The sequence below is a fragment of the Qipengyuania sp. SM2507 genome (assembly GCF_053714505.1).
On sequence record NZ_CM132307.1, the window covers coordinates 2,507,170 to 2,528,004 of the forward strand.

Genomic DNA, 20,835 nt, shown 5'->3' on the forward strand with positions numbered 1-20,835 from the left:
TTTGCCTCTATTCGATTCGATCCCTATGTACTTCCTGTAGTGGATACAGGTTCAAGGAGATTCGGCATGGGCGGCCTTTCGATAGGTGAATTGGCACGCAAGACGGGCGTCCATATCGAGACAATCCGGTACTTCGAGAAGATCGGAATGCTCGGTGCGCCGGATCGCACAGCAGGCGGACACCGGGTTTTCGACGACAGTCATCTCCGCACGCTCAAATTCATCAAGCGGGCGCGCGAGCTGGGTTTTGCGCCGAAAGAGGTGCGGACACTTCTCGACCTGGGCGGTCCTGCCAAAGCATGCTGCGACGAAGTGCGCAAGATTGCAGTTCATCACCTCGAAGACGTGCGGCGCAAGATTGACGATCTCACTCGCCTGGAACGGCACCTGTCCGCTACCGTCGAGCAGTGTTCGGGCGGTCATGTGCCCGACTGCGCAGTCATAGACATGCTGGAGTCCGCTCGGCCCTAAACCCCACCCCTAGACCATGTATCCGATGTCAGACGCACCGGTTGGATAGGCGAACATTGTAGTCTTCAGATCGTGAGCGGTGAGCCCATGGCGAATCGCCAGTCCGAAAATATTAATGGCCTGGTCTGCGCCGGGTCCGACGAGATGCGCGCCTAGTATCCTCCCTGTCTCCTCCTCAACCAGTGTCTTGAAGCCGTAGACAGCTTCGGCGACCCGCCTGGCAGTAAACCAGTCAGAGGCGCGCTCGCACTTGAGACGAAATTTCAACCCCGCGTTATTCGCTTCGGCCTCGGTGAGACCAACCCGGGCGATAGGCGGAAGAGTGAAGGCAACGCTCGGCACCCCTTTGTAATCGGGCTTGCGGTGATTGCCGTCGACAAGATTGGCCGCGACGACTTTTGCATCATGGCTGGAAACCGGCGTGAGTGGGGGGCCGTTCGCGGCAGCATCACCGGCAGCATAGACGGCCGGATTGCTCACGCTTTGCAGAAACTCGTTGAGCTTCGGCTTTCCGTTTTCGACTGCGATACCGCCCTTTTCGAGATCGAGCCGCTCGATGGCGGGAGCTCGTCCAGCCGCGTGGACGACGAGATCGGCTTCGACCTCGATCGGTTCGCCCTCACCGCTCGCGTGGACCACATACGCTCCGCCCCGTTCCCGAATTGAGTCGACAGTCGTATCGGTGATCACGCGAACACCGATCCGGTCGAAAGCATCCATAAGCCAGTTCACCAGTTCGGGTTCGAACTGCGTCAACATGCGCGGTCCCCGCTGGAGGATCGTGACGTCGGCTCCTGCACGGGCGGCGATATGAGAAAACTCGGCAGCGATATATCCACCCCCGACCAGAACGATGCGCTTCGGCAGCGAAGGCAGTTCGAGAAAGCCCTCATTATCGATCAGGTGCTCTTCGCCCGGAATGTCTAACGGTATCGGTCTGGCTCCCGACGCGATCAGGATTTTGCGGTATTCGATTTCCTGGTCGCCTACGGAGAGCCGATCAGGACCCGTGAATTTTGCCGTTCCATGCAAGGTCACGATGCCCTCCTTTTCATACCGGCGCTCGTGCTTTTCAGGTACCGGATCGGTAAAGCTGCGCTTGAAGCGGATAAGGTCGGGCCAATCGATGCGCAGATCCCCCTTTACCCCGTGACGAGCCATTCGCTGTTTCGCGTCGATTGCTTCTGCGCCTGCTACCAGCATCTTCTTGGGATCGCAGCCGCGTAGCGCGCAGGTGCCGCCGAACGGCTTTTCGTCGACAACCGCGACTTTCCAACCCGCCTTCGCCACGCGCATGGCGCAAACCATGGCTGCTGTGCCCGTGCCGATAACAACCAAATCGAATTCCATATCCATTCTCCTGTATCTTCAACGAAGCTGGAGTGGCTACGGGTTCCGACGCACCTCAATCAGGGTAATCGTCCATTCGAACCTCGTGAATGGTACCGGAGCCAAGCGAAGGGTGGCCTTTCGGACTGATTCTGATCTCAATACCGCCCCGACCCGCTCAGATTAAAATCTCCTTTTTGCTATTGCGAGTTATTTGCACGCGCCTTAATGGCGCCGATCAGAAATGGAAGGAAAGTTCATGCATAGGCACCTCACCGGCGTTATTTCACTCGTTCTCGCAACGCCGGCACTGGCTCAAACCGCAACGCCAGAAATCGACGAAAGCGTACCGCATGCGAGCGAAGATGTGGCGATCATCGTCACTGCCGCTCGATCGCAACTACCGGCTAGCGCCCTTCCCCTTACCGTCGATGTTATCGATAGCGAGACACTTGACCGGCAGGTCCTGATTTCGGGCTCAACAATCGATGCAGTGTCCGCACTTCTTCCATCCTTTTCGCCCACGCGCGAAAAACTGAGCGGGGCAGGCGAAAGCCTGCGCGGTCGCTCGCCGCTCTACGCGATCAACGGCATCCCGCAGTCGACACCGGTTCGCGACGGTTCCCGCGATGGCTACACCATCGATCCCTTCTTCATTGATCGCGTCGAGGTCATCTACGGCTCCAACGCCTTGCAGGGCATCGGCGCGACTGGCGGTGTGGTGAACCAGGTCACGATCGGCGCCCCGCGTGAAGATGGCGTGGCCGTTCAGGCCCTTGCACAAGTAACCGTGCCGGACGGCTTCGACGGCGAAGGGATTGGCGCCAAGACCGGCGCCCTTATCGGCTACCGGGCGGGCCGCTTCGATGCGAGCTTCGGAGCGACGCTGGAGCGCAGAGGCGCCTTTTTCGATGGGGCGGGCAACCGGATCGGAGTCGATGGCACCCAAGGCGAAATCCAGGACAGCGACAGCTGGTCGGTGTTCGGACGGCTGGGTTACGAGCTGGCAAGCGGTGCGCGGCTCGAGCTGGTCGCCAACCGCTATGAACTGCAAGGCAACGCGAACTATGTACTCGTTCCGGGGGACCGGCCGGCCGGGATTCCGGCAACCAGCGAAGGAGGCGTTACTCAAGGCGATCCACCATCGAACACATCTGAGCTGCTGTCCGCATCGCTCATCGATCCCGATCTTGCCGGAGGCACCTTCGTTCTCCAGGGATTTTACAGCCGAACCGACGATGTATTCGGTGGCGGGGTGTTCGGCGTGTTCCAGGATCCTGCCATCGATCCGACGGGCTCGCTGTTCGACCAGTCGGCCAATCGTTCGCGCAAGCTTGGCGGCAAGGTCAGTTACGAACGCGTCGTTCCCGGCATCGAAGACCTTGTCCTGACAACCGGCTTCGATGCGCTGTTCGATCGCACCGAACAATCGCTGGTCCAGACCGACCGGGTATGGGTGCCGCGCAGCGATTTTCGCAGTCTGGCACCCTTTGTCCAAGGCAACCTTGCGCTTGCCGACGGGCTTTTCCGTCTGGCGGGCGGCCTGCGCTACGAGAACGTGCAATTGTCGGTCGATGATTTCCAGACCCTGGCAAGTTACGGCCCCGTCCAGGTCGATGGCGGCGCGCCCTCCTTCAAGGACCTGCTCTGGAACGCCGGGGTTATCGTCGAGCCGATTGAAGGCCTGCGCGCCTATGGCAGTTATGCCGAAGGCTTCACGATCGCCGATGTCGGCCGGATCCTGCGCGGCATCACCCAGCCGGATGTCGATATCGACGATTTCCTCTCGCTCGAACCGGTCGTCTCGAACAATCGCGAGCTGGGCCTCGAATGGGACCGTGGACCCTTGAAAGCGTCGGCCAGCTACTTCTGGTCATCGAGCGATTTCGGGTCGCTGCTCGTCCTTCGCGGCGGCGTGTTCGAGGTGGAACGCCAGCCGATCGAGATCGAAGGGTTCGAAGCCAGTCTCGACTGGGAGACACCTGTGCCCGGCCTGTCGCTCAGCGGCGGCTATGCCAATCTGTCCGGTCGGACGGACGGCGACGGCGATGGCCGGATCGATGACGATCTCGACGGGGCGAACATTTCGCCCGACCGGGTCAATCTCGCCGCGGATTACACGACCGGACCGTTCAGCGCCCGCGCACAGGCACGCTTCTACCTGGCGCGTGAGTTCAACGACATCGCGACGCAGACGGACTTCGAAGGCTACACACTGCTCGATGCCTTCATCTCCTATCGGACCGACATCGGCGAATTCTCGCTCGCGGCGCAGAACCTCACCGATGCGTTCTACATCACTTATGACAGCGATACCGTGCGCGTCACGGACAACAGCCGCTTCTTCGCGGGACGTGGCCGCACCTTCACGCTGGCATGGCGCGGCGAATTCTGATGAAGCTGCTCTCGTGGCTGCATCGCTGGACAGGCGGGATCGCGGGGCTGCTACTCGCCATTCTCGGCCTGTCCGGGACGGTGCTGCTATGGGAAGATAGCTGGATCCTGCTGCCCGGTGCGGAAGAGCCCGCGATCACCGATCCCGCAATGCTTGGCGAGACGGTCTCGGCTGCGCTGGAGGAAGGTCCGGGCCTCTCCCGGATTACGTTCGCCAGCGACGAAATCGGCCTTCATCAGGCCGTCTACGCGGATGGAAGCGGAGCCTATTTCGCGCAGGATGGCGCGCTCGTCGATCGCTGGACGAGCATCTGGGGTAGGCCCGAGCTGTGGCTTTTCGACCTTCACCACTATTTGCTGGTCGGCGAGACAGGCAAGACCATCACCGGCATTCTTGGCCTGCTGCTCCTTGGTTTCAGCATCAGCGGGCTGGTCCTGTGGTGGCGTACCCGAAAAACCTTCCGCTTGCGCCTCTGGCCCGCGCGCTTCACGACGAGCGCCGTGATACGCCATCACCGCGATCTCGGGGCCGTCGCATCGCCGCTCTTGACCCTGACGGCGCTGACCGGCGCGATGATGGTATTCCCGTCCATCGCCAATATCCTCCTCTCACCGCTGGCAAGCGACAAGCAGGACATTGTCCTGCCCGACGACCTGGCCGGGTACTCGAACAGCACCGACTGGACCATGGTCATGACGCGGGCACAAGCTGCCTTCCCAGATGCGCTGCCGCGCAGGATCATGCTGCCCGGCGAAGCTGGAGCACCGATTGCTCTGCGTCTCCGGCAGGAGTTCGAATGGACGCCCAACGGTCGCACCTACGTCTGGCTCGATCCGGCAGACGCCAGCATCGTTGGAACGGACGATCCCGCGATGCAGGATCTGGCTTCGGCAGTGACCGAAAAATTCTACCCGGTGCATGCCGCCAAGGTGGGCGGTCTTGCCTGGCGACTGCTCATGACCGCGGGAGGATTGGCGCTGGTACTGCTCGGCTCCCTGGCGACCTGGAGCTTCTGGGCAAGGAGAGCCGGCGGAACGCCGCGCCAGAGGTCCGGAAAGGCGCAAGCCGCAGCTTCCGCAAAGGCGGAGAACTGATAGCATTCCTTGGTTTTTTGGATCGACCGCCTCGTAAAACTGCTTGTACATGCCGCCTAGCCGGGAAGACGATTGACCAATCGGGACACTTGGTTCTGACATTGCGCGTGATAGTGGTCGAGAGCGTTGCGGCGCTCGTTTCGCGAACCGTGAAGACAAGCCTCGATCCGCTCCAGGAGATGCCGCGAGTCAGGCAAAACCTGCGGTTCGCGCAAACGAACCGTATGGAGCCGCTCGCTGATCCAGTCGATCGCGTCGACGAGAAGCCGGTTGCCGGACCCCCTTGCGAGAGCTGAAAACGCCCCGGCCAATCGATGGGCGTAGCCGTTCATACTAGCAACGGTATCGAACCCGCCGGGCAGACGCCATTCGCCACGTATCGCTGCTTCGAGCAGGACCGCATTGACCTCCAGTATGTCGCGCAGGGCTTGTTCGGTCAGAACAGGCACTCTGAAGCCTTCGCCAGGGGTGAGGTCGACCAACCCCTCGCCAACCAGCTGGTTGAGGCTGTCCCGCACAGGGGTCATGCTGACCCCGAAGTCATCGGCAAGCCGCATCGCCTCGAGTTTTGCGCCGTCCGGCCAGGTGCCCTCCATCAGCGCACGTTTGAGACGGCGATAGGTGGGCTCGAGGACATGGGCCGGGCTCATCGCTTGCCGCGCTGCGCCTCGGCGAACTCGCGCACCGCCAATATCTGATCGTCGCGAAGTGCATCGGTCGCCTGCGGAAATTCGGGCACCCCATCGCGCAGCAGGATCGAGGGGCATTGCCCTTCGTAATTGCCGAGGTTGGGCCGATGCTGGCAATAGCCAGCAAGTTCGGCAAGTTCAGCCGGAAATCCACGCGCCACTTCCGGCGGATAGGCCAGCCAGAGGTTCTCGTACGGCTTGAGCCAGCCAAGACTGTAGCCGATAACGGCCGCACGGCGCACGTCATGCGTCTGATTTGGCCCAGCCCCGTGAACCGTCGAGCCGAGAAAGCAGATCGCATCGCCCGGCTGACATTCGGCCGCGATGGGCGCGCCGAGCTGGTCGAGCGCCTCGACCGTCTGCCGGTGCGTGCCAGGATATATCCGCGTCGCGCCGTTTGCCGCTGTAAACTCGGTCAGCGGCCACATGACGTTGAGCAGATATTCGTGAGCGCCCTTCTCGCCAGCCCACATGTCGTGGTCGCAATGCGGAAACTGCGCGATCTCTCCGGGATGGATGGCGATCGCCTGCGCGACATTGAGCTGGATTCGCTCGCACGCATCGCCCAGGATTTCCCGCGCCAGGGAAAGGATAGCTGGCTGTAGCACAAGGTCGGCGGCCCAGCGCGAACGGCGCAGGAGACTGCCGAAGCGCTTGGTCCTGAAACCGTAGAAATCGCCACTGCCGAACGGAGCCTCCGCAAAGGCCTCGGCAAGGTCGGCATCGAGCGCCTCAACGCTCGCGCGCGGCAGCGCATCGGGAATGATGCAGTAGCCGTCCTGCCTGATCTGGCCCAACCACGGCGAATGCGCAGCGTCGGTCATGCCGCGATTTCCAGCGCCTGGCTGGCGATGCGACAGGAAGGCTGGCGATAGATGCCGCCGCGTGCGAGAGCGGCCGGTGTCTCGCGGTCGATATCGATCTGAAGCGCGACAAGATCGTCCGCACCAATCCGGCAGCCGTCCCCGAGAGCCCGGCACCGCCAGCCGAAACCGGAAATCTGGCGGTACCAGCTTCGCGTCGCGACCGCGGTGTAACCTGCGATCGCGTTGGCGAGCGCATGCTCCGCAAGAGCTGTTACCAGCTCATCGCGCGCCGCGCGGCGTTCGCTGCGGGGAAGGGTCGGTTCTATGCAGAAACGGGTGATCTCGCGAAAATCATCGCGCACCGGTACGGGTCCGTCGCAAAGGCACGCAAAGAGTTCGCCGAGAATATGCGCTCGATCCGTCCGCAGCAGTCGCGCCGACGCGCGGTGGCTGCCTTCTTCATCGGCAAGGATGACATAGGTCGCCTCACGCGTGTCGAACTGGTCGATCTCGTAAGCTCCTTCGAGCACGGGGACATCCCATTTGAGGAGATCGACGAAGACACGCTTGCGAGCCTCGAACATTGTCCGAAGCAGCCGATCGTCTGGACTGGTCTGGTTCTGCATTGTTGCCGCCTGTGATTGAAAGGACAGGCACCAACTGACCGATCCGGACCGGTACGGACATACCAAGAACAGGGGATGGCAAGCTTTCGAGAAGGCTCCCCCCCGATTGCCGGCCGCAGAATTCAGTCCGCGTCTCGCCAGCGAATGATGTCGGCAAAGCCGATCAGTCCGTCGAAGAGCGCGGCGACAACGAGCGATTGCTTGCAATGAACCTGGTAGCGTTCGCGGGCCATCTTGAGATGCTGGATGACGGTTTCGGTGCCGATACCCAAGATGATCGCGGTCTCGGCGGCGGTCTTGCCGCGCGCGGTCCACACAAGACACTCGCGCTGGCGATCGCTGAGCACGGGAACAGTTTCCGCCTCGCGAGAGGGACCAAGGGCAAGGGCGCAACTGAGCGCGAGCGTGCCGACGATCTCGGCAAGGGCGAGGCGGCAACGTGGCAGATCCTTGTCCGGACTGACGGCAAAGGTGCAGGTTCCGCGCGCGAGCCCGGGCAGGTGTCGCGGTACGGTATAGCCGTTGCCAATACCGCATTCCTTCCCGACGGTGAGCATCTGCCGGTCCCCGCGGGTTAGCGGAACCATCTGCTCGAGCATTTCCCAAGCGAAGCCAATGAAGCTCTTGTCGCAGGCACGCCTGACCGGGTCCTGGCCCGCCAGATCAAAGGCCACATAGACCTTGGCCCACTCGTCCGGATAGTCATGCAGCAGCAGACCCGGCGCCTCACGCGATCCCGAGCGCAATTCGAGACTAAGGGCAAAATGGTCGAACCCGAGGCGCCGTGACACCTCGGCAAGCGCTTCGCTCAGTTCAGTGTCCGATTGTACGTTGATGAGTTCGGTAGCGAATTCCTCCGCGAAGTTGGCATACATAATCCCGCCTGTTCGATCGGCAGGGCGCCATCCAACACGCCCCTGCGCGAACGCCTGCTGGATGTCTCGACAGGCGGTTTCATTCCACCGGCCTCGACAGTTGCTGTTGCGACCTGGATGGTTCTGTCCTTGGTCGTGCTGCAAATTTCAAAATGTTGCGGCCGCAAAAACATAACGACTCAAGCAACTTTGGAAAGGTCTCGAGGATTTTCATCGCACTTTTGCGGCGCTGGCATTTCACCGATGGGTATTTGAGGAAATGGACGAAGAGGCTGGCGCTAGCAGGGCTCTATACCCTTCGTCCCTCATATGCCGGGCTTCCGCGACGAGGCGCTGGGTCTGTCGCCGACGCGAGGACGTCTTCCAGTCGATTGCTCGACCACCGCTTGTGCCGGGGTAGATCAGGTCCGAGGCGATCTGCCTCATTGTCGGCTGAGCGCCAGAAGGATGATCGAGCCGATCGAGGATCGCAAGCAGCAGCTGCAATCGATAGGCTTGGTAAACGGAAGGCTTCAGTGCGGCGCGCGCTACAACGGCCCTCGGGCAAGACGGATGCGCAAGAAAGGCGCTCAGAGCAGCCAGACGCAGGTCCAGCGGTCCGTCAGCCGCGACAAGATAGCCGCCCGGAGAAGGAACAACGCATTTCGCCACTAGCACGCGGTGGCGGGCGCGAGGACCGGCAATTACCAGATGGCGTCCTCGTTCGGTTTGCGCTTCGGCAATTATTTTGCGTCTGCCCAAAGTCGCTTCGAGCAAAGCATCGCCGTCGTGCGCTTGCACGACGACGACACCGGGGTTGTCTTCATGGCGCCAGATAGCCGGCGAGTGAGCCGTGGGCAGGCAGGGGTCGAAAAGAAAATTCGAGGCCCCACGAACGGGCCATTCGCCTGGCGGCGAATGATTGCATCTTCTCGGGAGTTTCCAGGCGAGCGCCGGCGAATTGTTCACGATAGACCGTGTTGCGCCGCAGGAATTCCTGCGCGAACTCGGAAAAATCGTGATCGACACTGCGCTCCTGAGAGATCGTAGATCGGTCCATGGAGCACCTCCTTTCTACTTCAGCGTGCTAGCGAAGCGGACCGGAAGGCGGCATCCCAAGGCCGAGGGTACCGCATCCCCAGTAATGGGAAGTCGACAAAAAGGGACGCGCGGGTTCGGCGCGCCAGATTGGATTGTACGAACCTCGGATCGAGCGGCCTGTCCCCGCACACACTGCGCACTTGCATACAGATTCGGACTTCGGCACACTTGTCGAGCGCGGACCGGAAAGCTGGCGCAGGCCGCGTGGACAATTCCGCCAGACATCATGCACGCCGGTCCGACAGCGGCCCGGCGGTCGCACCGGGCAAGGGGCGAGACTTCGTCCTGAACGGCGACACAGACCTGGAACCTGTATTCGGCTCGCGCTGACGAGCTTGCGGGTGTGCACGCCGCCCAGATCGATGCATGACCGATATAACGACCGCTTGCCGGCCCGTTTCTCTTCTTTCAACGCGAATCTCGAAAGCTCGAACACCACCGGGTAAGCCGGCTTGCGCGCGCCGATCCGCATTCGAGGTACTCTACCGGGAAGAGCGAAAATCCCTGCTTGCCTATCTTGCCAGTAAGGTTGGCAAAGAGCAGGCCAAAGACCTGGCACAGGAAGTGTTCCTTCGCGCTGCGGCCAGCCCCCAGCTGACCGAGCTCGGCAATCCCGGAGGCTTTCTTCGCCGCATCGCGCGCAATTTGCTCATTGACGCCGCGCGCAGGCGGAATTGCCGGATCCGGACACAGCCACTGTTCGAAGACAGCCATGCTTGCTGCGACCCTGAACAGGAAGAGCGGATACACGCTCAGGAAACTGCCTTTCTTCTTGAGAAGCTGCTGGCTGGTCTGCCCGAAAGGACAGCCCGGATTTTCGCGATGAACCGGTTCGAGCAGAAGTCCTATCGGCAGATTCATGCCGAATTGGGAATCGCTTTGCAGACAGTCGACTATCACATGATGAAAGCGCTCGCCCTTCTACGCGCGGAGCTGAATGATCGATACTGATCGGCTCCAAATTCCCTCATGGTTCCGTAAAAAATAATTTCTTTTGAAACTAAGGTGGCCTCCATTCCGTGCGTCATCCCCTGCATCGGCAAACCTCAAGGTGCGCCGCGATCAGGGAGACGACAATGAAATTTGGGATGACGGGCCTTTCGGGATTTCTCGCGGGGACTGCTTTGGTGGGCTGCTCCGCGCAAGCGCTTGCCCAGGTCGCTGAGCCGGCAGATAGAGATACTGGTCAGGACGAACCGATAGCAGGCGAGGCAAGCGACGAGAGCGAAGCCATCGTCGTTACCGGTACACGGATCCGGGGGGCCCGCGTGATTGGCGAAGTCACCTCAATCGATCGCGAAGCAATCATCGAGACCGGTCAGGTCGATCTTGGTGAAGCCATCAGGTCTTTGCCGCAGAACTTCTCCGGCGGTCAGAATCCCGGTGTCGGTTCGGGCGGCGGCATAGCGAATGAGAATGTCAATTCGGCATCGACGCCCAATTTGCGCGGACTCGGCCCGGATGCGACGCTGACACTGCTCAACGGGCACCGGCTACCCTACAGCTCGTCATCGCAGGGGGTGGATATCTCAGCGATCCCGCTCGCGATTGTCGATCGGATCGAGGTTGTCCCCGATGGAGCTTCGGCGCTGTACGGGTCAGATGCCGTCGGAGGGGTCGTGAACGTCATTTTGCGCCGTGACTTCGAGGGTGTGACGACATCGGCTCAACTCGGAGCGAGCACCGACGGGGGCAATTTCCGCCAGCAGGCCGATATCGTCGCAGGGACGAGATGGAACAGCGGCGGTCTCGTCGTCGCCTACGACTTCGCGAACAACTCCGGGATCGAAGCCGGCCAGCGTTCCTATGCGGGCTCGCTTGAACCGGAAACCCTGCTTTATCCATCGTTACAGCGTCACGCGATCACATTTTCCGCGCACCAGAACCTGACACCAGGTGTCGAAGCCAGTCTCGATGCTCTTTATTCCCACCGCGATTCAACCTCGCTCGACGCCACCCCTGAACAGCAAATCCTGCGCGAGCCCGAAGTGAAATCCTATGCCCTGTCTCCTTCGCTCGCGTTCGACCTCGGCCCGCGCTGGAAAGCCAATCTTGCGGGTGTTTTCGGGCGCGACCGGACGCGCTTCAAGACCAGTTTCATTCCGGGCACCGGGCCGTCCCGCGTTTCCACCGGGCGCTACTTTCACGAAATAACGTCGATCGAGATCGGAGCGGAAGGTCCGATCTTCACCCTGCCAGGCGGCGATACGCGTCTCGCAGTCGGCATAGGGTTGCGCAACAATGACCTCGACTACTCACTGGAAAGCGCTGCCCTGAATGCGGAATTCGACGCGGCGCAACGGTCTCGTTTTGCCTATGCGGAACTCTATCTTCCTTTGGTGTCGCGCCAAAATGCAATCGACGGTATCGCGCAGCTCACGCTGTCTGCGGCGGTCCGTTACGAGGACTATGAAGAGCTCGACCGACTTGCGACGCCGCGAATCGGGCTCAATTATTCGCCCGGTGCCGGCGTGCTTTTCAGGGCAAGCTGGGCGCGCTCATTCAAGGCGCCCACACTTTTTCAGCAGAACATCTTTTCACAAGCCATTCTCGTTCCCGCTGCAGCGTTTGGAGCGGGAACGGGCACCGATACCGTGTTTCTCAGCGGAGGCGGCAATCCCAACCTCCAGCCCGAGCGCGCCCGCAGCTGGACTGCGGGAGTGGAATTCGAGCCCGTTGCCCTCCCTGAGCTGACGCTATCGGCGACCTGGTACGACATCCGGTACGATGACCGCGTCGTCGCGCCCATTGCCGGATCGATCGCGGCCGCGATCAACAATCCAGGCTATGCTAGCCTGATCGATTTTTCTCCCGATCCGGCGGAACTGGCAAACCTCATCGCGGGCGCGCAGTTCGGCCTGGAGAACTTCACGGGCCGGCCCTTCGATCCGGCGGACGTGATTGTCCTGTTCGACAACCGAAATATCAACGTCGCGGCATGGCGCGTGGAAGGGCTGGACGCCAGAATCGCATGGAACCGCGATTTCAGCGGTGACCGGTCGGTAGGATTGGATTTCAACGGAAGTTGGCTGCGCAGCAGACAGACGATCACACCCGAACTTGGCGAGGTCCAGCTTGCCGGCACTACTTTCAACCCGCCGCGCTATCGCGCGCGTGCAACGGCAAGATATCAGGTCGGTGGTTTCATCGCCAATGCTGCGGTCAACTACACCGGAGCCTTGGTCGACAGGCGCTTGGCAGAAGTGCAGCGTCTGTCGCCGAGTGCAACGGTTGATCTTGGCGTGCGCTATGCGGTAATTCGCGGCGAAGATCGCGATCCGGGACTTGAGTTCTCCCTGACCGTCCAGAACCTGTTCAACGACAAGCCGGAAATCATAGGACAGACAGGCCCGACCGCTACACCCTACGATTCAACGAACTATTCGCCAATCGGCCGTTTCATTGCCTTCGGCGTGCGGAGGCACTGGTGATGTCGGTGCTCCTGGCATTGGCGCTCGGTCAAACCATCGTACCCACAGCCGACCTGCCCTCGGCGAGCGAAGATCCATGTACCGCATTCCCGGTTCGAACGAGCCAACCGAAAAGCAGGCCAAGCGTGTGGACCACCGACGAACTGGTCGGGATCACGGATATCGGCGCACCGGTTGGCACACCCAATCAGAGCGTGTTCGATGTATCCCCCGATGGAAGACAGATCGCTTTCATTGTCCATAGCGCCAATCCTGCTGCGAACGCCTACTGCCTGAAATTGCTGGTCGCGCCGATCACGGGTGAAGGTCCTGCAATCGAGGTGGCGCGCGGCGGTGAATTCATTCGCGACGATTTTCCGCTCCGGGGCTTCACCGCTATTCTTGCCGGATGGCCAAAAACACATGCGCCGCAATGGTCGCCCGATGGCAAGAAAATTGCCTTTCTACGCCGTGAAGACGGGACAACCCAGGTCTGGCTGGCTGGGCCATCGGGTCGAACTGAGGCGGTGCAATCGTCTCATCTGCCGGACGACGTCGATGCATTCGCATGGAGCGAGGACGGTTCGGCTCTCGTACTCAGCACCCGGCCCTCCATCCGGCTCGCAGCCGAAGCAATCGCCAGCGAAGGGAAGCGCGGGTTTCTCTTCGATGACCGATTTGCGCCGCAGGCGGCCAACCGCCCGATTCCGACCGGAAGCGCAGCACCTCAGTATCGCTGGGTTTCGCTTCGAGATGGTTCATCGCGGCCCGCGACCGAGGAAGAGGCGGCGCTGCTCGTTCCTCCGCGCGGGGCAGGAGTGCCCGAGAATGCACGCGGCTTTCAAGCCGGACGGGACGGATATTCGGCCTGGCTCGAGCCCGATTTTCCGGCGCGTATCCTCAGTCCGAACCGGCTTGTTCTCCGCGCTCCTGACGGCCGCCGCGAGGTCTGTGACAGCGCGCGGTGCGATGGTCTTCGGAGCCTGTTCTGGTCGTCTTCGGAGCGCGCGCTCTTCATGGTCCAGCGTACAGGCTGGGCCGATAGCCAGACAGCGTTGCTGCGCTGGGATATTGGCGACAGCGCGCCGAAGGAAGTCTTGCTTTCCGACGACGTTTTCGTAGGCTGCGCGGCCAACGCAAATGAACTCATCTGTGGACGCGAGGGTGCCACGCGGCCCCGACGTCTGATCGCGATCGATATGCGTACCGGGCGGGAACGCGTCATTCACGATCCCAACCCCCATCTTGCGAACATCCGCTATGGCTTCGTGCAGCGGTTCCAGTTGCGCTTGGCCAATGGTGTCGAGAGTTTTGCGGATCTGGTCCTGCCGCCGGATCATCGCTCTGGCGAACAACATCCGCTCATCGTGGTCCAATACCGAAGCCGGGGTTTTCTGCGCGGCGGAACAGGAGACGAGGTCCCCATTCAGCCCCTTGCTGCGCGCGGGTTCGCCGTGCTGAGCTTCGACCGCCCCGATTTCCCCCCAGAGGCATATCTGGCAACCAGCGAAGCCGAGCTTCGAACATTGAGCGACGATGCATGGGCGGATCGCGGGCAGGTCCAGTCGGCTTTGGAAATGGCAGTCCAGCATGCCATCGGGACCGGGGCGGTCGATTCGGCTCGAATGGGAATTAGCGGGTTCAGCGACGGCGGTTCCACAGTGCAGTTCGCCTTGATCAATTCCGATCTGTTCAAGGCCGCCTCCATGGGATCGTGCTGCGAGGATCTTTATGCCTTCGCCCTGGCAGCAGGCCCGCAATTCACCGATTATCTCCGCGACATGGGTTACCGCTACTTCGAGCCAGATGCAGAGACCTTCTGGCAGCCCATGTCGCTTATCCTCAATGTGGATCAGGTGGATGTTCCGCTGCTGATCCAGGCGGCGGACAGCGAGTACGAAGGAGGCCTCGATGTCGTCGAAACCTTCTCACACAATGACAAGGCAATCGAGCTCTACGTCTTTCCCGGCGAATCCCACGTCAAATGGCAGCCTGCGCATCGCCGTGCGATGTACGAGCGCGTGACGGAATGGTTCGAGTTCTGGCTGATGAACAGAGCGAATTGCGATCCGTCTCGCAAACCGCAATACGCCCGGTGGAGGGCCATGGAGGGCGCTCCGGCAGCACAACAGTTGCTGTGTTCTGCCGCCTTGTCAGCCGATCCATGAGCGCGCCCAATTCTCGGCTTCGAGGAGGTCGAGCACGCGTCCGAACCTGCTGTCATCGTCAGTTTCGTCGGTTCGCAGAGCTGTCTCCAGTGCTTTCCGGTCGATCAGGCCGTTCGCGGCCAGCAACCCGTCGAGCAGCCGCTCACCAATCGCGGCCCGGTTCCGCGCAAAAGCCTGTCGCACAAAGCTGTCGGGGCCGGCCTTCGAGGTTCTCGCCAACACCGAACGAGGGAGACAGTCGGCGAAGGCCGCGCGAGCCAGCGCGCGGTTCTTCCCGCCACTCGCCCATATCCATGTCGGGACGCCGAGACAAAATTCGACAAGCGGCTGACTTGCCAGCGGCGAAAATCGAGGCAGGCCTGCGGAAAGACCGTGAATGTGATTCTGAGCCCGCATGATTAGGGCAAGATGGTCCCTCTTCCCCGAGACCGCCTGCGGCGCATTGCTCAGCCAGGGCACAAGGGCCTCCGTAGAAACCTTTCCCGTCTGAGGGACCAGGAGGCTCGTATCGTCGCGCCAGGTTTCCTTCCTGCGTTTGCGAGAATACCTGCGAAATGCGGCTGCGCCCATGCTTGGGATCGAGCAGCCGGTAATGCGGCACATGTCGACAAGGGTGCGGCACGCACCTGCGCCGAGACCCTCCGCGGCCAACCTGTCGACCACCGGTGCGGAGGAGTGCAGAAAGCAGAACAGATTGTCGCCGCCATTGCCGTCATAGATGGTCGAGGCCCCGAGTTCCGTCATCGCATCGAGGAGCAAGGTGTCGAGAACCTGCTGGAATGACCGGCGAGCCGGTCTTGGCAAACCCTCAGACGCTGATCGGTTTGGATCATAGAGTGCAGGGTCGTATACCCGTTCGGCGCAGCGCACATCGAACCAGTCCGCGACGCGGCGGGCGTAGATACGCTCGTCGCCCGTAGGATCCAAAGTCGCAAGGGTCACGCAATCGAAGCGCTGCTCCGCATGGGTCAGAGCCGCGCAGATGAGAGACGAATCGACACCTCCCGATGCAGACACGCTGGCCATGCCCAAGCTTTCGCTCCAGCAATGGATCACCGCGGTGCTCAGACCCTTCAACTGGTCGGCATACTCTTCGAAATCCAGGATTTCACCGCTCGGTAGAAAGTCGGTCGCGTGCCAGATCGCTTGAGGCGGCCCTTCGGGCATGCCGGGAAAATGCAGCACGCCAGGCGCGAGCTCGTCAACGCCTTCGAGGCAGGTCACGCGGCGGCGAAGTTCAGGCTTGAGCAGATGAGCGTGTAGCGCGAGGTATGACACCGGCGGCTCTGGCATACCGCTTCTCGCAAACAGGCACGGGTCGCTCGCATACAGATCATGGTCCGGCGTGGTGAGATGGTAGACCGGCAGAAGCCCGGACGGATCGACAAGCAAACCGATGTGCCCGTTGCTATGGTCCTCTATTATTGCGAAGTATCCACCCCAAAACTTGGTGACGAGATATCTGGCTGTAGCGCCAGCAGTGGCGCGATCCGGCACCGGCTCGACGACTGAGGAGACCCGGCGAAACGTACCTCGCGAAAATGCAATGCCGATCACGCAGCATCGCCCGTTCGCGAAATGCCAAGGCGTCTCGCTGTCACACCACAAGGCGGGAACAGCGGTACAAACCTGTTCCGGGGTTTCCACAATCGAGGGCATGGCAAGGTTTGCCGCGCGGCGGGGAACGGCAAGGACAAACCGAAGCGGTTTCATACCACCAGAATCGGCTGATAGCGCAGCACTTCCTCGATATTGTCGTTCAGGACGGTATCCGCGTGCTGCGCCCAGCAATGGGCAGCGAAAGGCGGCGAATGGACGCCGAGAACAACCCGGGCCTGGTCCCCGCATGCCGCGAGACACGCTGCAAGCGCGATCGAGTGGGCGAGGCAGCGGTCGGCCGCAGTGCGCAACAACCGTGCATCCTCGAAAGCGCCAATGAATCGGAGACCTTTCTCGCTGATCTCGGTCCGTTTCTCCGACCTCATTTCTACCACGCTACGCAATTGAGAAAGAACGACCGACAGAGGGAACTTCGAGAGGCGTGCTTCGACGCGGCGCTGGGTCCAAAACGCCCTTGCAATCGCAGGAAGACTGAAATCGTGCCGGCCGATCGCCGGACTTGATCGGCTCGGGGCACTCCAGTCCGCAGGCCGCGCAAGGCAGTCAGGCTGGTGCCAAAGCTCTTTCGAATTCCGGCCGAGTTGTTCGACAGATTCTCGATTGTCCTTTTCGGACAGTCGAAAGTAACGGTCCTTCGCCACGTCGAGAAAGATGATGTGATCATCCAGAACGCGCCAGGCGAGGCCTTCGCGGTTGAGGTCCATCGGTTGAAAGCCCGGATTGGCGGGCTGGGCGGTAAAGATTGGCCGCCACAGCCCGCCGGGGGATCAGTCGTCGAGCAGACCCGGGCTGTTGGCCAACTGTCCGCCGCTGGCATCGATATAGAAGCCGACGGCGCCCTTGGTTTCGACCGAGGCCTTGCCGAGGTCGATGACTTCATCGTGGTTTTCTTCGAACTCTTTCATCTTTCATTCCTCTTGCTGGTTTCGCGACTCAATCAGTCGCAAATGCAAGAGTGGCGAGGCGCCAGGGACACCGCCAACTTATAATCGCATTATAAGTTGGCGCGGAACCCCGAGCACGAAACCGGGCGATGAAAGCACCTGTTGGCAGGCACATCGATACCTTTAGCGAACCGCCTGGACATACGTACCGACACCCGGTCTTCAGCAACACTCGCGCGGTTGCATTGTATATTGCGTTAATTCGTAGGGGAATAGCCAACACTACGTGCCCGTCAAAGCGGCAACGCCGATCGGTCAGGTGCTGCTGTTTTCAGCAGACCTCGCCCTCCGCCTTGCCTTTGAAAATTCACGGTCGCTGGCGATGAACCGTTCCAGCATGGGCGCGACAAGCGCGGCTGGTTGCGGCGCGTCCTTGGTCACTCCGCCGTTAAGAACGATGCCGTAATCAACCAGCCTGCGGTGCAGACGGGCTGGGATTTCGATCGACAGCCGGACCGGCTTTTCATCGGAAATATCGGACAGCTTCAAACGGGTCATACGCCCTTCTCCATGACGATGTCGCGCGTCACCAGCACCCGCACCGGGTAGCCGGGGCGGATGGTGAGCGTAGGGCGAATATCGAGCTCGCGCGCGACGATCTGCTCGCCTGCACGGTTTACGCTGTCCTGGCTGCCGCGGCGCAGCGCGCGAACGAGCTCGCTGTCGCCGCCCGAACCGAGTTCGCTGCCGACGCCAAGCAGGGTCGAGACGAGCGCGGCCTTGACCACCCCGCCCCAGTGATAGTCGACTCCGTCCTCGAGCCCGGCATAGCCCGAAGGATCGGCGGCGGGTTGGCGGTCCAGGACGATGGAACGACCATCGGGCAGGATGAGGCGAATCCAAGCGAGCAGGACGCGGCGCTGGCCGAAGCCGACATCGGACGCATAGTCGCCGATCAGCCGCGCGCCCTGCGGAATCAGCAGCCGGCGCCCCGAAAGACTGTCGTAAACATTCTGGGTCACTTGCGCGGTTACGAGGCCGGGCTGGTCGGAACGAATTCCAGTAATGAGGGCGGCCGGAATGATCGAACCGGCCTGCAGGACAGCAGTGGATGGTGACGCTACGAGACCCTGCGCCGAAGCGGTACGAAGTTCTGACGGGCGATCGAGAAAGGCAGGCGGCGGCGATGGCGTGATCGTCGATGGATCGCTTGCCGCTACGGTTTCCGCAGCGGCTGCGGGACCAGGGGCGGCCGGACGAGCGCTACCGCCAAAGAACAGGCGGCTGCCCCTGGCCGCGTCGCGCTCCTGTTCGATACGCTGGCGGCGAGCCTCTTCGGGGCTGATCGCTTGGGGCGGGGGAGGTGGCTGGGCGCCCACGGGCGGCAATGCGGCAACGGCTCCCCGGTCCTGCGCGTCGAGTATCGGTCGGCCGAGATCGCCGGGTAGCGGGGGCCCGAGCCTTGGCACCTGCGAGTAGTCCTGCGGTGCCGATGCGAGACCGTCGGCTACAGCGATGCCCGCAGTCTTGAAGACCTCTTCGCCCTCGTCCTGCGACGCTGGTTGCAGCGCGAAAAGCACGGCTGCGCCCACAAGGGCCAGTGCGGCGGCGCTGGCAAGGGCGACGGCCTTGCGCGAGAGCCGTACGACGCGCGGGCCTTCACCGCGCAGGCGGACGATCTTCTCGGCATCGTCAGGATGGTGATCGACGGTTTGCTCGGTCATGACCGGAACCGCGCGCGATTGCTGATCTGGACCTTCACCTGTCTGCGACCGGCGCCAAGGCGCAACTCCGCTCGTTCGAACAAGCGATCGACGATGATGTAGCGACCGGACACACGGTAATTGGCGAGCTCGGCCTCGCCGTCCTCGCCAAGTATGAAGAACGGCGGCATTTCACCCTGCGCGATGTCAGGCGAAAATTCGATCAGCGTGCGCTGCCCGTCGTCGAACACGCGGAGCGGTCGCCACTCGGGCCGGTCGCCCGATATCCGGTATGAAAAATTCAGTCGTTCGAGCGTGAAGCCGTCTGCCACGGGTGCGGCGCGCGCCGCCTCGGCTTCGGCCTGCCGCAGGGCGATCAGCTCGTCCTGGGGATAGATCCAGCTGACCGATGCCATGTAGATGCGAGGACTGGCGCGCAGCTCGACATGGTAGGTGCGCCGGTCGGTGTTGATCACGAGGTTGGTCGCGATATCGGGCCGGGTCGGCTTTACGAGAATATGCACCCTGGCAGTCGCGCCGCGACCGCTGATCGTGTCGCCGATCATCCAGCGCACGGTATCGCCTGCGGCGACCGGCCCGGGGCCGACCAGCGTCTCGCCTTCCTGCAAGGCGATGTCGGTCACCTGCCCCGGCTTGGCATAGACCTGGAACAATGCGCCTTCGCTATAGGCATAGCGCTGGATCGCGTTCTGGAAACCGGCATCCTCGGGCTGGATACGGGCGGCATCGTTCGCCGCCCCCACATGCCCCTCGGGGTCAGAGGCAGGGGAGCGGCGCGCGGCAGTGGGGGAGGCCTGCCGCGATGGGGAAGAGTCTCTGGCCAGGAATGACAGGACAGCGATTGGGGAGATTTGCACGATCGCGCGAACCGCCGCCGCAGCCGCCCGCGATTGGGGGGCAGGCGTTGCCGAAGCGGGCACGGCGAACGCGAGCGAGAGAATGCCGACGAGGCCGGAACGAATGAGGGTTTGCGGGCGGGACATCAGCCGAGCTCCTTTGACCAGTTGATGGAAGTGACGAAAATGCCGAGCGGATTGCGGGTCAGCGCGTCGGGATCGCGCGGTGGCTGGACCGTGATGCCGAGGATCGCCGTCCAGCGGCTCGTCTCGGCAAGCGCACCGTCGCGGTAGCGCCGCTCGACCCAGGCCACGCGGAAACTCTTCGCCGATGCACGGATCACGCTGGTGACCTCGACCGCCACCTGTTCACGGCCGACCACAGCGAAGGGATCGTTGGCGCGCGCATATTCGTTGAGTGCGAGCGCGCCGCGATCGCTCGCGAAGTCGTAAGCGCGCAGCCAGTTCTCGCGCACGACGATGGCATCGTCGGGAATGGACCGGACGTTCTCGATGAATCGCGCGATATGGAAAGCAATCTGCGGTTCGGTTGGACGGAAAGCCGCATCGGCGGGCGCGACGCTGCGCGCTTCGCCCAGCTTGTCGACCTCGACCACCCAGGGAACGATCGTGCCGCGCGCATTCTGCCAGATGAGACCGCCGGTCAGCGCCGCCGACAGACCGAGCGCGCCAAAAAAGGCATAGCGCCAGCTCTTCGCCTGGACCCGTGCCGAACCGATGCGTTCGTCCCAGACCTGCGCCGCGCGCTGGTATGGCGTCTCTGCCTGCGGCGTCTTGCCGTACCGCGTGGAAGGGCGTTTGAACATT

General features: G+C 61.8%; 20 protein-coding genes. 6 read left to right on the plus strand and 14 right to left on the minus strand.

What is annotated here, in order from left to right; all coding sequences use genetic code 11:
• The first annotated feature begins 66 nt into the window (after positions 1–66).
• Complete coding sequence (locus tag ACWIKC_RS12170; RefSeq protein ID WP_454597762.1) at positions 67–471, plus strand: MerR family transcriptional regulator; 405 nt, start codon at positions 67–69, stop codon at positions 469–471.
• A 9-nt stretch (positions 472–480) separates the two neighbouring features.
• Here ACWIKC_RS12170 and ACWIKC_RS12175 read toward each other — a convergent pair whose 3' ends face one another.
• A complete protein-coding gene (locus ACWIKC_RS12175) occupies positions 481–1,821 on the minus strand; it encodes a dihydrolipoyl dehydrogenase family protein (RefSeq protein WP_454597763.1) in 1,341 nt (446 codons plus the stop codon).
• 238 nt (positions 1,822–2,059) lie between these two features.
• On the opposite strand from ACWIKC_RS12175, the gene ACWIKC_RS12180 reads away from it, so the two are divergent.
• Complete coding sequence (locus ACWIKC_RS12180; RefSeq protein ID WP_454597764.1) at positions 2,060–4,195, plus strand: TonB-dependent receptor; 2,136 nt, start codon at positions 2,060–2,062, stop codon at positions 4,193–4,195.
• Positions 4,195–5,289, plus strand: a complete 1,095-nt coding sequence (locus ACWIKC_RS12185) for a PepSY-associated TM helix domain-containing protein (RefSeq protein WP_454597765.1) — start codon at positions 4,195–4,197, stop codon at positions 5,287–5,289. The genes ACWIKC_RS12180 and ACWIKC_RS12185 overlap by 1 nt, the downstream gene beginning before the upstream one ends.
• Positions 5,290–5,345: 56 nt before the next feature.
• On the opposite strand, the gene ACWIKC_RS12190 is transcribed toward ACWIKC_RS12185, so the two are convergent.
• The 6 genes from ACWIKC_RS12190 to ACWIKC_RS12215 form a co-directional block, all read right to left on the minus strand.
• The gene (locus ACWIKC_RS12190; RefSeq protein ID WP_454597766.1) at positions 5,346–5,939 is read right to left on the minus strand and encodes a GntR family transcriptional regulator; all 594 of its coding nucleotides are present in this window, start codon (positions 5,937–5,939) and stop codon (positions 5,346–5,348) included.
• Positions 5,936–6,802, minus strand: a complete 867-nt coding sequence (locus ACWIKC_RS12195) for a phytanoyl-CoA dioxygenase family protein (RefSeq protein ID WP_454597767.1) — start codon at positions 6,800–6,802, stop codon at positions 5,936–5,938. Before ACWIKC_RS12195 ends, ACWIKC_RS12190 begins: the two co-directional genes overlap by 4 nt.
• A complete protein-coding gene (locus tag ACWIKC_RS12200) occupies positions 6,799–7,410 on the minus strand; it encodes an acyl-homoserine-lactone synthase (RefSeq protein WP_454597768.1) in 612 nt (203 codons plus the stop codon). Before ACWIKC_RS12200 ends, ACWIKC_RS12195 begins: the two co-directional genes overlap by 4 nt.
• A gap of 122 nt (positions 7,411–7,532) precedes the next feature.
• Positions 7,533–8,429 carry a LuxR family transcriptional regulator gene (locus tag ACWIKC_RS12205; protein WP_454597769.1) on the minus strand — a complete coding sequence of 299 codons (897 nt, stop codon included), beginning with the start codon at positions 8,427–8,429 and terminating at the stop codon, positions 7,533–7,535.
• A 93-nt stretch (positions 8,430–8,522) separates the two neighbouring features.
• Positions 8,523–9,065 carry a DUF2285 domain-containing protein gene (locus ACWIKC_RS12210; RefSeq protein WP_454597770.1) on the minus strand — a complete coding sequence of 181 codons (543 nt, stop codon included), beginning with the start codon at positions 9,063–9,065 and terminating at the stop codon, positions 8,523–8,525.
• A 22-nt stretch (positions 9,066–9,087) separates the two neighbouring features.
• Positions 9,088–9,324 carry a transcriptional regulator domain-containing protein gene (locus ACWIKC_RS12215; RefSeq protein ID WP_454597771.1) on the minus strand — a complete coding sequence of 79 codons (237 nt, stop codon included), beginning with the start codon at positions 9,322–9,324 and terminating at the stop codon, positions 9,088–9,090.
• A gap of 407 nt (positions 9,325–9,731) precedes the next feature.
• On the opposite strand from ACWIKC_RS12215, the gene ACWIKC_RS12220 reads away from it, so the two are divergent.
• The 3 genes from ACWIKC_RS12220 (at position 9,732) to ACWIKC_RS12230 (ending at position 14,943) form a co-directional block, all read left to right on the plus strand.
• Complete coding sequence (locus ACWIKC_RS12220; RefSeq protein ID WP_454597772.1) at positions 9,732–10,316, plus strand: RNA polymerase sigma factor; 585 nt, start codon at positions 9,732–9,734, stop codon at positions 10,314–10,316.
• Positions 10,317–10,441: 125 nt separating this feature from the next.
• Positions 10,442–12,796, plus strand: coding sequence for a TonB-dependent receptor plug domain-containing protein (locus ACWIKC_RS12225; protein ID WP_454597773.1), 2,355 nt, complete (start codon positions 10,442–10,444; stop codon positions 12,794–12,796).
• Positions 12,796–14,943, plus strand: coding sequence for an Atxe2 family lasso peptide isopeptidase (locus ACWIKC_RS12230; protein ID WP_454597774.1), 2,148 nt, complete (start codon positions 12,796–12,798; stop codon positions 14,941–14,943). The genes ACWIKC_RS12225 and ACWIKC_RS12230 overlap by 1 nt, the downstream gene beginning before the upstream one ends.
• Here ACWIKC_RS12230 and ACWIKC_RS12235 read toward each other — a convergent pair.
• The 7 genes from ACWIKC_RS12235 to trbF form a co-directional block, all read right to left on the minus strand.
• Entirely contained in the window at positions 14,929–16,656 is a 1,728-nt protein-coding gene (locus tag ACWIKC_RS12235; RefSeq protein WP_454597775.1) for an asparagine synthase-related protein, read from the minus strand. The genes ACWIKC_RS12230 and ACWIKC_RS12235 overlap by 15 nt on opposite strands.
• Positions 16,653–17,267 (minus strand): lasso peptide biosynthesis B2 protein, encoded by a 615-nt coding sequence (locus tag ACWIKC_RS12240; protein WP_454597776.1) that lies wholly within the window; start codon positions 17,265–17,267, stop codon positions 16,653–16,655. Before ACWIKC_RS12240 ends, ACWIKC_RS12235 begins: the two co-directional genes overlap by 4 nt.
• A 63-nt stretch (positions 17,268–17,330) precedes the next feature.
• Positions 17,331–17,468: a benenodin family lasso peptide gene (locus ACWIKC_RS12245; RefSeq protein ID WP_305930824.1), complete on the minus strand. Its 138-nt coding sequence runs from the start codon at positions 17,466–17,468 to the stop codon at positions 17,331–17,333.
• A gap of 294 nt (positions 17,469–17,762) precedes the next feature.
• Entirely contained in the window at positions 17,763–18,005 is a 243-nt protein-coding gene (locus ACWIKC_RS12250; RefSeq protein ID WP_454597777.1) for a DUF2274 domain-containing protein, read from the minus strand.
• Positions 18,002–19,171: a TrbI/VirB10 family protein gene (locus ACWIKC_RS12255; protein WP_454597778.1), complete on the minus strand. Its 1,170-nt coding sequence runs from the start codon at positions 19,169–19,171 to the stop codon at positions 18,002–18,004. Before ACWIKC_RS12255 ends, ACWIKC_RS12250 begins: the two co-directional genes overlap by 4 nt.
• Positions 19,168–20,154, minus strand: coding sequence for a P-type conjugative transfer protein TrbG (trbG, locus tag ACWIKC_RS12260; protein ID WP_454597779.1), 987 nt, complete (start codon positions 20,152–20,154; stop codon positions 19,168–19,170). The genes ACWIKC_RS12255 and trbG overlap by 4 nt, the downstream gene beginning before the upstream one ends.
• The gene (gene trbF, locus ACWIKC_RS12265) at positions 20,154–20,834 is read right to left on the minus strand and encodes a conjugal transfer protein TrbF (RefSeq protein WP_454597780.1); all 681 of its coding nucleotides are present in this window, start codon (positions 20,832–20,834) and stop codon (positions 20,154–20,156) included. Before trbF ends, trbG begins: the two co-directional genes overlap by 1 nt.
• Between the last annotated feature and the right edge of the window lies 1 nt (position 20,835).

Excerpts from the sequence above, each read along its gene's own strand:
- ACWIKC_RS12245 (WP_305930824.1), bottom strand. The coding sequence starts at position 17,468 with ATGAAAGAGTTCGAAGAAAACCACGATGAAGTCATCGACCTCGGCAAG.
- ACWIKC_RS12220 (WP_454597772.1), top strand. The coding sequence starts at position 9,732 with ATGACCGATATAACGACCGCTTGCCGGCCCGTTTCTCTTCTTTCAACG.
- ACWIKC_RS12225 (WP_454597773.1), top strand. The coding sequence starts at position 10,442 with ATGAAATTTGGGATGACGGGCCTTTCGGGATTTCTCGCGGGGACTGCT.
- ACWIKC_RS12170 (WP_454597762.1), top strand. The coding sequence starts at position 67 with ATGGGCGGCCTTTCGATAGGTGAATTGGCACGCAAGACGGGCGTCCAT.
- ACWIKC_RS12180 (WP_454597764.1), top strand. The coding sequence starts at position 2,060 with ATGCATAGGCACCTCACCGGCGTTATTTCACTCGTTCTCGCAACGCCG.
- trbF (WP_454597780.1), bottom strand. The coding sequence starts at position 20,834 with ATGTTCAAACGCCCTTCCACGCGGTACGGCAAGACGCCGCAGGCAGAG.
- ACWIKC_RS12240 (WP_454597776.1), bottom strand. The coding sequence starts at position 17,267 with ATGGACCTCAACCGCGAAGGCCTCGCCTGGCGCGTTCTGGATGATCAC.
- ACWIKC_RS12215 (WP_454597771.1), bottom strand. The coding sequence starts at position 9,324 with ATGGACCGATCTACGATCTCTCAGGAGCGCAGTGTCGATCACGATTTT.
- ACWIKC_RS12175 (WP_454597763.1), bottom strand. The coding sequence starts at position 1,821 with ATGGAATTCGATTTGGTTGTTATCGGCACGGGCACAGCAGCCATGGTT.
- ACWIKC_RS12235 (WP_454597775.1), bottom strand. The coding sequence starts at position 16,656 with ATGAAACCGCTTCGGTTTGTCCTTGCCGTTCCCCGCCGCGCGGCAAAC.
- ACWIKC_RS12255 (WP_454597778.1), bottom strand. The coding sequence starts at position 19,171 with ATGACCGAGCAAACCGTCGATCACCATCCTGACGATGCCGAGAAGATC.
- ACWIKC_RS12200 (WP_454597768.1), bottom strand. The coding sequence starts at position 7,410 with ATGCAGAACCAGACCAGTCCAGACGATCGGCTGCTTCGGACAATGTTC.
- trbG (WP_454597779.1), bottom strand. The coding sequence starts at position 20,154 with ATGTCCCGCCCGCAAACCCTCATTCGTTCCGGCCTCGTCGGCATTCTC.
- ACWIKC_RS12190 (WP_454597766.1), bottom strand. The coding sequence starts at position 5,939 with ATGAGCCCGGCCCATGTCCTCGAGCCCACCTATCGCCGTCTCAAACGT.
- ACWIKC_RS12185 (WP_454597765.1), top strand. The coding sequence starts at position 4,195 with ATGAAGCTGCTCTCGTGGCTGCATCGCTGGACAGGCGGGATCGCGGGG.
- ACWIKC_RS12195 (WP_454597767.1), bottom strand. The coding sequence starts at position 6,802 with ATGACCGACGCTGCGCATTCGCCGTGGTTGGGCCAGATCAGGCAGGAC.
- ACWIKC_RS12230 (WP_454597774.1), top strand. The coding sequence starts at position 12,796 with ATGTCGGTGCTCCTGGCATTGGCGCTCGGTCAAACCATCGTACCCACA.
- ACWIKC_RS12250 (WP_454597777.1), bottom strand. The coding sequence starts at position 18,005 with ATGACCCGTTTGAAGCTGTCCGATATTTCCGATGAAAAGCCGGTCCGG.